Raw genomic sequence first — 13,719 nt, 5'->3', positions numbered from 1 at the left:
GAACGCCGGTCCGTACTCCAGACCGCTCGCGCGCAGCGCCGCGTGGACCTCCGCCGGGTCCACGTCCGCGCCGTCGGGCCAGTCGAACGACTCGGCGGCGGCGCCACCGCGGTCCAGCACACCGGTCGCGTGCCTGGTCCACTCGCCGGTGGTCCGGCTGTGCACCCGCAGCGGGCGTCGGCCGCCGTCGTCGGGCGCGTCCACGGACACCAGCAGTTCCACCGGCTCGGTCAGCACCAGCGGCGCTTCCAGCGTCAGCTCGGCCACGTGCGCGCAGCCGACGTGCTCACCGGCCCGCAGCGCCAGGTCCGCGAACACGGCGGCGGGCACGACGACCTGGCCGTGCACCCGGTGGTCGGCCAGCCACGGCTGCCTGCCGACCGACAGCGCGCCGGTCAGCACCGCGGCGCCCGAGTCGGGCAGCGTCACGGCGTTCTCGATCAGCGGCGCGCTCTCCGCCAGCCAGAACCGCCGCCGCCGGAACGCGTACGTCGGCAGGTCGACGTGCCGTGCGCCGCGGAAGTACACCGCCCAGTCCACGGCCGCGCCGCGTGCGTCCAGCAGGCCCAGCGCCGCGGCGAGCGCGATCGGCTCGGGCCGGTCGCGGCGCTGGGTGGGCACGGCGTCGACGATCGCGCTGAGCGTGCTGTCCGGTCCGATCTCCAGCATGGTCGCGCCGCCCAGTCGCGACACCGCGTCCGCGAACCGCACGGTGTGCCGGACGTGCCGCACCCAGTAGTCCGGTGAGCACAGCTCCTCGGCGACCGGTTCGCCGGTCAGCGTGGACACGATCGGCAGCCGGGGCGGCCGGAAGGCCAGGGTCGACGCGACCGCGCGGAACCGGTCGAGCATCCCGTCCAGGTGCGCGGAGTGGAACGCGTGGCTCACCGGGAGCCGCTTGGCCGAGCCGAACTCCGCCGCGACCGCCAGGACGGCGTCCTCGTCGCCGGTCAGCACCACCGACCTCGGCCCGTTGACGGCGGCGATCTCCACCCCCGGCCGGAGCCGGTCGCGCACCTCCTCCACGCCGGCCCGCACGGCGACCATCGCGCCCCGCCCGGTCACCTCGCGCATCAGCGCGCCCCGCGCGGCGACCAGCGCGGCGGCGTCGGCCAACGACAGCACCCCGGCGACGTGCGCCGCGGCCAGCTCGCCGACCGAGTGCCCGACCAGGACGTCCGGGCGCACGCCCCAGTGCTCCAGCAGCCGGAACAGGGCCACCTCGAAGGCGAAGAGCGCGGGCTGGGCGAACTCCGTCCGGTGCACGTCCTCGGACGCCATCGCCTCGCGGAGCGGGAAGTCGAACCGCGCGCACACCTCGTCCAGCGCCTCGGCGAACACCGGGAACGCCTCGGCCAGCTCGCGGCCCATGCCCGGCCGCTGGCTGCCCTGCCCCGAGAACAGGAACGCCAACTCCCGGTCCTCGGCCCGCTCGACCGGCAACCGCAGCAGGTCCTCGACGTCCACGACCGCGGCCCGGTGCTCGAACCTCGCCCGCGCCGCCAGCGTCGCGCCCACGTCGGCGAGGTCCGGCTCGGTGCGGGTCAGGTGCCGGTGCAGGAGCTCTCCCTGCTCGCGCAACGCTTCCGGCGTCTTCGCCGACAGCACCAGCGGCACGGCGGGCAGCACCACCGGCGGTGGCGTGGGCGTGAACGGGGGCTCTTCCAGGATCACGTGCGCGTTCGTGCCCGAGATGCCGAACGACGACACGCCCGCCCGTCGAGCCCGGCCGAGCACCGGCCACGGCGTCGGCTCGGTCACCAGCTCCACCGCGCCGGCCGTCCAGTCGACGTGCGAGGACGGCGCGTCCACGTGCAGCGTCCTGGGCACCGTGCCGTGCCGCATCGCCTGCACCACCTTGATCACGCCCGCGACTCCGGACGCGGCCTGGGTGTGGCCGAGGTTGGACTTCACCGACCCCAGCAGCAACGGCGTGGCACGTTCCTGGCCGTAGGTCGCCAGCAACGCCTGCGCCTCGATCGGGTCGCCCAACCGGGTGCCCGTGCCGTGCGCCTCCACCACGTCCACGTCCGAAGTGGACAGACCGGCGGCGGCCAGCGCGGCCCGGATCACGCGTTGCTGCGACGGACCGTTCGGTGCGGTCAGACCGTTCGACGCGCCATCGGAGTTCACCGCGCTCCCGCGCAGCAGCGCCAGCACCGGGTGACCGTTGCGACGCGCGTCGGACAGCCGCTCCACCAGCAGCAACCCGACGCCCTCGCCCCAGCCGGCGCCGTCGGCCGCGTCGGCGAACGACTTGCACCGACCGTCCACCGCCAGCCCGCGCTGCCTGCTGAACTCCACGAACGGCGCCGGGGTCGCCATCACCGTCACGCCGCCGGCCAGGGCCAACGAGCACTCGCCGCGCCGCAGGGCCTGCGCCGCGAGGTGCAGGGCGACCAAGGACGACGAGCACGCCGTGTCGACCGTGACGGCCGGGCCCTCCAGCCCGAACGCGTAGGCGACCCGGCCGGACGCGACACTGCCCGCGCTGCCGTTGATCAGGTAGCCCTCGACGTCCTCGGGCACGTGCCGCAGGCGTCCCCCGTAGTCGTGGTACATGACGCCCGCGAACACGCCGGTCCGGGAGCCGCGCACCGACGCCGGGTCGATCCCACCCCGTTCGAACGCCTCCCACGCCGTCTCCAGCAGCAACCGCTGCTGCGGGTCCATCGCCAGCGCCTCGCGCGGGGAGATCCCGAAGAACGCGGCGTCGAAGTCGGCCGCGTCGTCGAGGAACGACCCCTTCCTGGTGTACGAGGTGCCGCGCCGCTCGGGGTCGGGGTCGTACAGCGCGCCGAGGTCCCAGCCGCGGTCGGTCGGCAGGTCGCCCACGGTGTCCCGGCCCTCGGCCAGCAGCTCCCACAGGTCCTCGGGCGTGCGGACGCCGCCGGGGAACCGGCAGGCCATCGCCACGATCGCGATCGGCTCGTCCACCGGGGTCGCCGCGACCTCGGTGGTGGCGGCCCGCTGCCCGGACAGGGCCTGCTGGAGGTGGGCGGCGAGCACGGCGGGCGTGGGGTGGTCGAACACCAGGCTGGACGGCAGGCGCAGCCCGGTCGCCGCGCTCAGCCGGTTGCCCAGCTCCACCGAGGCCAGCGAGTCGAAGCCCAGCTCCGCGAACGCCCGGTCGGCGGGCACGCGGTCCACCGACTGGGACAGCACGGCCGCCGCCGCGCCGCGCACGACGTCCAGCAGCGAGCCCTTCACCGCCACCGGCTTGGCCTCCGCCCGGGCCAGCGGGAGGCCGCGGGTGAGGTCCCGCGCCGGTCGCAGGGGCACGAGCACCGGCTCGTCCCGGCCGATCGCGGCGTCGAACAGCGCGAGGCCGTCCTCGGTGGACAGCTCGCCGACGCCGATCCCGGCCAACCGGCGGACGTCCGCGTGCTCGCTCATCGCGCTGCGCTGCTCCCACAGCCCCCACGCGAGCGAGACACCCGGCAGCCCTTGCGCGCGGCGGTGTTCGGCCAGCGCGTCCAGGTAGGCGTTGGCCGCCGCGTAGGCCGCCTGGCCGGCCGAGCCGAGCGACCCGGCCGCCGACGAGAACAGCACCAGCGGGACGCGGGTCAGCTCGTGCAGGACGACCGCGCCGTCGACCTTGGGCCGCAGCACGTGGTCGAGCCGTTCCGGCGTGAGCCCGTCGACCACGCCGTCGTCCGTCACGCCCGCCGCGTGCACGACGGCCGTCAGGTCGGGGATGCCCGCCAGCACGGCCGCCACCGCGTCGCGGTCGGTCACGTCGCACGCCACGGTCTCGAACCCCTCGACCGGGGTCCCGGACCGGCTGAGCAGGACCACGCGGTGCCGGTCGCGCAGGTGCGCGCCGACGAGCCGCCCGAGCAGGCCCGTGCCGCCGGTGATCAGGACCGTGCCGGGCGACCAGCGCGTGCCGTCGGCCGGCGGCGCGAGCACCAGGCGGGGCGCGTGCAGGACGCCGTCCCGCACCGCCACCTGCGGCTCACCGGACGCGACCGCCATCGGGATCGCCCGGTCGTCGTCCACGTCCACCAGCGCGAACCGCCCGGGGCGCTCGGTCTGCGCCGACCGCACCAGGCCCCACACCGCGGCCTGCGCCGGATCGGGGTCGGCGGTGAACACGGCGTCGTGCGTGACGACGACCAACCGGTCCGCGTCCTGCCGGAGCCGCGCGAGCACGGCGGCGGTGACCTCCCGGACGTCACCCCGGGGCGCCACGAACACCTCGGCCGGCCGGCCCTCGGCGGTCGTCGCAACCCGGTCCCACCGCACCACGCACAGCGAGCCGCCGCGTTCCCGGAGCCGGTCCCGGGGGATCGGCCGGACCTCCAGGAACTCCACCGCGAACACCGGTTCGCCGGTCTCGTCGGTCGCCACGACGCCGTCACCGGCCAACCGGACCCGGAGCCGGGTCGCGGACGTGGGGTTCAGCGTCACGCCGCGGAACCGGAACGGCAGCACGGTGTCCTCGCCGTCGCGAGCCAGGAAGACCGTGTGCAGGGCCGCGTCCAGCAGCGCCGGGAAGACCGCGCCCTCGACCTCCGCGAAGACCTCGGTGACCTGCGGTGCGACCGGGGACACGCGCCGCCACGCCGCGCGCAGGCCCTGGAACTCCGGGCCGTAGCGGTACCCGCGCTCGGCCAACCCCGGGTACAGCCCGTCCACCGCGACCGGTTCCGCGCCGGCCGGCGGCCACTCGTCGGGCATGTCCGGGACGTCGGCCGCCGTGGTGAGGGAACCGGTGGCGTGCGTGGTCCAGGAGCCGTCCGCGCGCCGCGCGGAGAGGGTGATCCGGCGCGCCGCGTCGACCCGCACCTGCACGTCCACACCTTCCGACACCACCAGCGGCGCGGTCAGGGTGAGGTCCGCGACGACCGGCAGGCCCAGCTCGGCGCCGGCCCGTGCCACGAGGTCGACCAGCGCGGTGCCCGGGACGACCACCGCGTCCCACACGGTGTGGTCGGCGAGCCAGCGGTGGGTGTCCGGCGCCAGCCGCCCGGTGAAGACCCACTCGTCGGAACCGGCCAGCGGGACCGCCCGGCTGAGCACCGGGTGGTCGAGCCCGCCGTCCTGGTTCGGCGTCGGGTCCAGCCAGTACCGCCGCCGTTCGAACGGGTACGTCGGCAGTTCGACGATCCGGCCCCGCGCCGGGCGGCTGTCGGCCGCGGCCGTCCCACCCGGCGCCGCCTCGCCCGAGGCGACCGCGGCGAGGGCGTCGAGGAGTTCCGCCAGGTCCCGACCCTCGACCGCCGCCCGGTGCTCGAACACCGGGCGCGTGGCGAGGGTGGCGGCCACGTCCTGCGGGCGCAGGTCGGGGTGCTCCTCGACGTGCCGGGCGAGCCTTCGGGCGGATTCCCGCAGCGCGGTCGCCGTCTTCGCCGAGAGCACCCACGTCACCGGGCCGTCCGCTTCGGCCGGTCCGGTGGCCGGCGGCGCTTCTTCGAGCACGACGTGCGCGTTGGTGCCGCTGATGCCGAACGACGACACGCCCGCACGGCGCGGTCGCCCGGTGTCCGGCCACGCGCCCTGCTCGGTCAGCAGCTCGATCGACCCGGCGTCCCAGTCGATCTCCGGTGTCGGCTCGGCCGCGTGCAGCGTGCGCGGCACGATGCCGTGCCGCATGGCCTGCACGAGCTTGACCACGCTCGCCACGCCCGCCGCCGCCTGGGTGTGCCCGATGTTGGACTTGACCGAACCCAGCAGCAACGGCGTCGAGCGGTCCTGGCCGTAGGTCGCCTGCAACGCCTGGACCTCGATCGGGTCGCCGAGCCTGGTGCCGGTGCCGTGCGCCTCCAGCACGTCGACGTCCGAAGTGGACAGACCAGCGCCGGCCAGCGCCTCGCGGATCACCCGCTGCTGCGACGGCCCGTTCGGCGCGGTGAGCCCGTTCGACGCGCCGTCCTGGTTGACGGCGGTGCCCCGGACGATCGCGAGCACCGGGTGGCCGTTGCGCCGCGCGTCGGACAGCCGCTCCACCAGCAGGACGCCGACGCCCTCCGCGGCGCCGAACCCGTCGGCGGCGGCCGAGAACGCCTTGCTGCGGCCGTCCGCCGCGAGCCCTCGCTGGCGGCCCAGCTCCAGGAACACGTGCGGGCTCGCCATCACCGCGACACCGCCGGCCAGGGCCAGGTCGCACTCGCCGCGACGCAGGGCCTGTGCCGCGAGGTGCAGTGCCACCAACGACGACGAGCACGCGGTGTCGACCGTGACGGCCGGGCCTTCCAACCCGAACGTGTAGGAGATCCGGCCGGACGCGACGCTCGCCGTGCTGCCGGTGAGCAGGTAGCCCTCCAGCTCGCGGGGCGGGTTCGTGACGCGCGAGGCGTAGTCCTGGAAGGTCAGGCCGACGAAGACGCCCGTCCGGCTGCCGCGCAGCGACTCCGGGTTGACGCCCGCCCGTTCGAAGGCTTCCCAGGAGGTTTCCAGCAGCAGCCGCTGCTGGGGGTCCATCGCCAGCGCCTCGCGCGGGCTGATGCCGAAGAACTCCGGGTCGAAGTCGGCCACGTCGTGCAGGAACCCGCCCGCGCGGGCGTAGGTCGTGCCGGGGTGGTCGGGGTCGGGGTGGAACAACCGGTCGAGGTCCCAGCCGCGGTCGGTCGGGAAACCGGTGATCGCGTCGACACCGTCGAGGGTGAGTCGCCACAGGTCTTCCGGGGTCGTGACGCCACCCGGGTAGCGGCAGGCCATCGCCACGATGGCGATCGGCTCGTCGCCGCCGGTCGTGGTGACGGGCGCGGTCGGGGCGACCTCGCCACCGAGGTGCCGGGCCAGCGCCCGCGGGGTCGGGTAGTCGAACACCACGGTCTTCGGCAGCTTGAGGCCCGTCGCCCCGTTCAGCTTCGTCCTGAGCCGGACCGCGCCGAGGGAGTCGAAGCCCAGGTCGCGGAACGCCGTGTCCGGTGGGATCGCGTCGGCCGAGTCGTGGCCGAGCACCTCCGCCGCGAGCGCGCGGACCAGCGTCAACGTGTCGGCGGTGCGGGTCGTGGCCGCTGTCCCCCCGACCTCCTCGACCCGGCGGTCGGCGACGGTGACGCAGGTGTCGCCGTTGGCCAGCGCGTGGCCCAGGGCGGCCAGCGCCCGGTGCGGCGGCATCGGCCGGTAGTCGTCGAACCGGACACCGGCGGCCATGCCCCGGCCCGACCACGGTCCCCAGGCGATGGACGTCGCGGGGAGTCCGGCGGCCTCGCGGTGCCCGGCCAGGGCGTCCAGGAAGGCGTTGCCCGGCGCGTACCCGCCCTGCCCGGCGGCGCCCCAGGTCGCGGCGACCGAGGAGAAGAGCACGAACGCGTCCAGGTCGCCGGTCAGCTCGTGCAGGTTCCACGCCGCCACCGCCTTGGCGCGCAGGGCGTTCTGGAGGTGGGCCGGCGTGAGCGAGTCGACCACCGCGTCGTCCAACACCCCGGCCGCGTGGAAGACGGTGCGCGGCGGGTGCGTCTCGATGACCTCCGCGAGGGCGTCCCGGTCGGCGGCGTCGCAGGCGACGATCGTGACCCGGTCCCCGAGTTCGGCGCGCAGGCCGTCCACGCCGGCCGCACCCGGCCCGCTGCGGCTGAGCAGGACGACGTGCTCCGCACCGGCGCGGAGCAGCCAGCGGGCGAGGTGGGACCCCAACGCGCCGGTGCCGCCGGTGACCAGCGCCGTGCCACGGGTGCGCCACTCCCCCGGCTCGCCCAGCGGCGCGGCAACCACCCGCCGGGCGAAGACACCGTCGGCACGCAGGGCGACCTGGTCCTCGTCCCCACCCAACACCGCCCCGAGCCGCTCACCCAACTCCGTCTTCCCGGACACCACACCGGACTCGGCCGCGGGGAGCGGCCCCGGCAGCTCCACCAGACCGCCCCACCGCTCCGGGTGTTCGGCGGCCAGCACGCGGCCCAGGCCCCACACCTGTGCCTGCACCGGCGTGTCCCGCGTCCCGAACCACATCGGCGCGGTGAAGTCGAGGTCGCCCCACGCCTGAGCCGCCGCCACCGTGTTCGCCAACCCCACCGGCACCGCCGGGTGCCGGTGGTGCGGCTCCTCGGCGAAGGCCAGCAACGACAGCAGCCCGGCCGGCCGCTCACCCGCCAGCGCCTCGCCGATGCGCGCGGCCAGCTCCGCCCGGTCCACCGGACCGTCGACCACGACGCGCCGCGCGCCGGGCAGCGTCAAGTCCTCGCCGGCCGGCGCGAGCACGACCCACGTGCCGGTGACCGTCCCACGCGGGGTGACCGGCTCCCACTCCACCCGGTACCGGTCCACGACGGACCGGCGTCGGGCAGCGGGAGCACCGTCCAGCCAGAACCGCTGCCGCTCGAACGGGTACGTCGGCACGTCCGCCAGGAGTCCGCCGCCGAACCCCCAGTCCACGTCGACACCGCGCACGAACGCCTCGGCGAGCGACGCGTGGAACCGCGCCAGGCCACCGTCGTCCCGCCGCAACGACCCGAGCGCGACCGCGCCGGAGCCGGCCGCGTTGACGGTGTCCTGGACGGCGGGCGTCAGCACCGGGTGCGGGCTGGCCTCCACGAACACCGTGCAGCCGTCCGCGACCAGCCTCCGCGTGGCGCGCTCGAACTCCACCGTCTCCCGCAGGTTGCGGCACCAGTAGGCGGCGTCCAGGGTCCCGGTGTCGATCCGCCCGCCCGTCACGGTCGAGTAGAACGGCACCGGGACGGACGTCGGCGTGATGCCGTCGAGCGCCGCCAGCAGCTCCGCCTCGACCACCTCGACCTGCGCCGAGTGGGCCGCGTAGTCCACCGGGATGCGCCGCGCCCGCACGCCGTCCGCCTGGCACGACGCCACCAGCTCGTCCAGCGCCGCGACCTCGCCCGACACCACGACGGCGTTCGGGCCGTTCACCGCCGCCACCGACAACCGGTCGCCGAACGGGTCCAGGCGTGCCCGCACCCGTTCCGCGCCCAGCGCGAGGGAGGCCATGCCGCCCTGGCCAGCCAGCGCCACCAACGCCTTGCTGCGCAACGCGACCACCCGGGCGGCGTCCGCGACGGACAGCGCGCCGGCGAACGCCGCCGCCGCGATCTCGCCCTGGGAGTGGCCGACCACGGCCGCCGGCTCGACGCCGGACGACCGCCACAGCTCGGCCAACGACACCATCACCGCCCACAACGCGGGCTGCACGACGTCGACCCGGTCCAGCGGGCCGGACAGCTCGTCGAGCAGGTCCCAGTCCACGAACCGGCGCAGCGCCGCCGCGCACTCGTCCAGCTTCGCCGCGAACACCGGTGACGAGCGGTGCAGCTCGGTCGCCATCCCCGACCACTGCGAACCCTGGCCCGGGAACACGAACGCGGTCCGCGCGGGCGCGGCGGTCCCGGTCACCAGCCCCGCCGCCGGCTCGCCCCGCACCAGCGCGGTCAACGCCCCCGGGTCCAGCACCGCCGCCCGGTGGTCGAACCTCGTCCGCGCGGCCAGGCCGGCGGCGACCGAGGCGAGGTCGACCTCCCGCGAGGTCAGGTAGTCGTGCAGCTCACGGGCCTGGGCACGCAGGGCTCGCGGCGTCCGGGCCGACAGCGTCAACACGGCCGGACCGCTCGACGGCGCGGGTTCGGCGGCGAACTCCTCGATCACGACGTGCGCGTTCGTCCCCGAGATCCCGAACGACGACACGCCCGCCCGCCGCGGCCGGTCCGAACGCGGCCAGGCCGTCGGCGACGTCACCAGCTCCACCAGCCCGGCGGTCCAGTCGACGTGCGGCGAGGGCCGGTCGACGTGCAGGGTGCGCGGCACCAGGTCGTGGCGCATCGCCTCGACCACCTTGATCACCCCGGCGACGCCCGCCGCCGCCTGCGCGTGCCCGATGTTGGACTTCAACGACCCCAGCAGCAGCGGCGTCGAGCGGTCCTGACCGTAGGTCTCCAGCAGCGCCTGCGCCTCGATCGGGTCGCCCAGCCGGGTGCCGGTGCCGTGCGCCTCCACCACGTCGACGTCCGAGGCGGCGAGACCGGCGTCGGCGAGCGCCTGCCGGATCACCGACTTCTGCGACCGGCCGTTCGGCGCGGTCAGGCCGTTGGACGCCCCGTCCTGGTTCACCGCCGTGCCGCGCACGACCGCCAACACCTGGTGCCCGTTGCGGCGCGCGTCGGACAGCCGCTCCACCAGCAGCACACCGACGCCCTCCGCCCACCCGGTGCCGTCCGCGGCGGCCGAGAACGACTTGCAGCGGCCGTCCGGCGCGAGCCCGTCCTGGCGGGAGAACTCCGTGAACAGCCCCGGCGTCGCCATGACGGTCACACCGCCCGCCAGGGCGATCGTGCACTCGCCCCGGCGCAGCGACTGCACCGCCAGGTGCAGCGCGACCAGCGAGGACGAGCACGCCGTGTCCACCGTGATCGCCGGGCCGTCGAACCCGAACGTGTAGGCCAGCCGCCCGGACGCGACGCTCGCCGTGCTGCCGGTGAGCCGGTAGCCGGCGAGGTCGTCGGCGGTCTCGTGCAGCCGCGGCCCGTACTCCTGCGACATCGCGCCGACGAACACGCCCACCCGGTCGCCGCGCAGCGACGCCGGCGGGATGCCCGCGCGTTCGAAGACCTCCCAGGACACCTCCAGCAGCAACCGCTGCTGCGGGTCCATGGCCAGCGCCTCGCGCGGCGAGATGCCGAAGAAGGCCGGGTCGAACCGGTCCGCGTCGTAGAGGAAACCGCCCTCCGCCAACGGCAGGTCCACGTCCCAGCCCCGGTCGGTCGGGAAGCCGCCGACCGCGTCGACCCCGTCCGCCACCAGCCGCCAGAGGTCTTCCGGCGACCGCACGCCTCCCGGGTAGCGGCACCCCATCGCGACGATGGCGATGGGCTCGTCCGGTTCGGCCCGCGGCATCGGCACGCGCTCCACGACGGGCGCGGACGCGACCGGCCCGGACAGCACCGGTCCGGACGGCACAGATCCGGACGGCACAGATCCGGACGGCACCGGTCCGGACAAGGCCGGTCCCGAGGAGTCCGGCGCGGCTCCCGGTGCGAACGACCGCGCCACGACGGGCCGCTCGACCGCGAGCCGGGCGGCCAGCGCGGTCGGCGTGGGGTGCTCGAACACCAGGGCGGGCGCCACGGCCAGCCCGGTCGCGGCGGAGAGCCGCTGCACCAGCTCCACCGCACCCTGCGACTCCAGGCCCAGCTGCTGGAACGTCCGGTCCGGCGCTACCTCGGCGTACCCGAGCAGGGCCGCCGTCTGCGCCACGACCAGGCCGAGGAGGTCGGCGGCCGGTGCGGCGACGGTCTCGACGGCCTCGCTCACCCAGTGCCGCGTCCGCTGGAAGGCGTAGGTCGGCAGGGGCACCCGCCTGCCGCGCGGCAGGACCGAGGTCCAGTCCACCGCCACGCCGGCGACGTGCAGCCGGGCGACGGCCTCCAGGACCGAGCGCTCCTCGGGGTGGTCGCGGCGCAGCGTGGGCACCAGCCGGGTGTCCGGCGTCGGGTCCAGGCAGTCCTCGACCATGCCGGTGAGCACACCGTCCGGCCCCGCCTCCAGGAACGTCGTCACGCCCGCCGCGTCCAGGGAGCGCACCGCGTCGAGGAAGCGCACCGAACCGCGCACGTTGCGCACCCAGTGCTCCGGCGACGCCAGCTCGGCCGCCGTGACCGGTCGTCCGGTGACCGTGGAGACGATCGGGATGGTCGGCGGGTGGACCACCAGGCCCTGCGCGACCTCGGCGAACCGGGCCAGCACCGGCGTCATGCGAGGTGAGTGGAACGCGTGGCCGACCTTCAGCCGGGCGGTGCCGTGCCCACGCGCCTTGAAGTCGGCGGCGATCTCCAGCACGACGTCCTCGTCACCGGAGATCACCGTCTCGGCAGGACCGTTGACCGCGGCGACGCCGACCCGGTCCTCCCGCCCCGCCATCGCGGCGAGCAGGTCGGCCTCGGCCGCCTGCACCGCGACCATCGCGCCACCGGCGGGCAACGCCTGCATCAGCGCGCCCCGCGCCTGCACGAGCTTCGTCGCGTCGGCCAGCGACAGGACGCCGGCCACGTGCGCGGCGCTCAGCTCGCCGATCGAGTGCCCCACCAGGAAGTCCGGCCGCACGCCCCAGTGCTCCAACAGCCGGGACAACGCCACTTCCAGCGCGAACAGCGCCGGTTGGGTGAACTCCGTGCGGTGCACCGAGTCCGACGCCATCGCGTCGCGCAACGGGATGGTGAAGTGCGACAACACCTCGTCGAAGGCCGCCGCGTACACCGGGAACGCCGAGGCCAGCTCGGCGCCCATGCCGGGTCGCTGGCTGCCCTGGCCGGCGAACATCAGCGCGACCCGGAGGCCCGGCCCGGCCACGTCCCGCACCACGTCCGGCGAACGACCGCCCGCCGCCAGTGCCGCCAGACCACCGGGGAACACGACGGCGCGGTGCTCGAAGGCGGTGCGCCCGGACGCGAGCGAGTGCGCGAGGTCGGCCTCGTCGGCGTCCACTCCGGCCAGCAGGGACGCCTGAGCGCGCAGGGCCGGCTCCGAGCGCGCCGACACCAGCAGCGGCGACGAGCCGCCCCGGCGCTCCGGTCCGACCGGGGTCGTGGCCCGGGTCGGCGCTTCGGCGAGCACGAGGTGGCAGTTCGAGCCGCCCATGCCGAACGACGAGACACCGGCCACGAGCGGCCGGTCCTCGTCGGGCCACGGCGTCAGCCCCGTCTGCACCACCAGGTTCAGCTCGTCCAGCGGGATGCGCGGGTTGGGCGTGGCGAAGTTCAGGCTCGCGGGCAGCTCGCGGTGCCGGATGGCCAGCGCGGTCTTGAGGAAACCGACGATGCCGGCCGCGCCTTCGAGGTGTCCGACGTTCGTCTTGGCCGAGCCCACCACCAGCGGGCGCGACGCCCGCAGGGCCGCGCCCAGCGCGGCGGCCTCGACCGGGTCGCCGACAGGTGTGCCGGTGCCGTGGAGCTCCACGTACTGCACGTCCTCGACGGGCACGCCCGCCTGCTCGTACGCGCGCCGCAGCACGGCTTCCTGCGCGTCCGCGTCCGGCACGGTCAGCGGCCCGGCTCCGCCGTCGTGGTTCACCGCGCCGCCGCGGATGACGCAGTGGACGTCGTCCCCGTCGGCCAGCGCGCGGGACAACGGCTTGAGCACGACGAACCCGCCGCCCTCGCCGCGCACGTAACCGTTGGCGCGGGCGTCGAAGGTGTAGCAGACGCCGTCCGGGGACAGCGCGCCGAAGCGCTCCAGCCCGACCGTGCCGCTGAACAGCAGGTTCAGGTTCACGCCACCCGCCAGCGCGAGCGTCGTCTCGCCCCGCCACAGGCTCTCGCACGCCAGGTGCACGGCCACCAGGGCGGAGGACTGACCGGTGTCCACGACCAGGCTCGGGCCGCGGGCGTCCAGCAGGTGCGAGACCCGGTTGGCGATCATGCCCCGGTGCCTGCCCGGCACGGTGTAGCGGTCGGGCTCGGCGGTCAGCTTGGCGTAGTCGTCGGCGATCGCGCCGACGAACACGCCGGTGGCCGTGCCGGCGAGGGACGCGGGCACGACGTGCGCGTCCTCCAATGCCTCCCAGGCCAGTTCCAGCGTCAGCCGCTGCTGCGGGTCCATCGCCGCCGCCTCGCGGGGTGGAATGCCGAAGAACTCCGCGTCGAACAGTTCGACATCGGTCAGGAACCCGCCACGGCGGTGTTCCGGCCAACGGCCGACGGGCACATCGGTGATGGCGCTGCGCCCTTCCCGCAACAGTCTCCAGAACGCGGCCGGATCAGGCGCGCCGGGTAACCGGCAGGCCAGCCCGACAACCGCCACGGGCTCCGCGTGAACACCATTACCCAT

The 13,719-nt window shown here is 75.4% G+C and carries 1 protein-coding gene (running past one end of the window); it reads right to left on the bottom strand.

Going from position 1 to position 13,719, the window contains the following annotated elements; all coding sequences use genetic code 11:
* A protein-coding gene (locus tag ACQPYE_RS16305; RefSeq protein WP_498722134.1) for a type I polyketide synthase crosses the window boundary here: on the bottom strand, positions 1-13,719 show its 5' portion. 1,677 nt of this gene lie to the left of the window's left edge; the window shows 13,719 of its 15,396 coding nt (coding positions 1-13,719); the start codon lies at positions 13,717-13,719; the stop codon falls past the left edge of the window.

Origin of the sequence: Actinosynnema sp. CA-299493 (genome assembly GCF_050946825.1) — a bacterium.
Classification (GTDB): Bacteria; Actinomycetota; Actinomycetes; order Mycobacteriales; family Pseudonocardiaceae; genus Actinosynnema.
The sequence above is the reverse complement of the archived record's forward strand: the minus strand, read 5'-3'. Positions and strand labels throughout refer to the sequence as shown.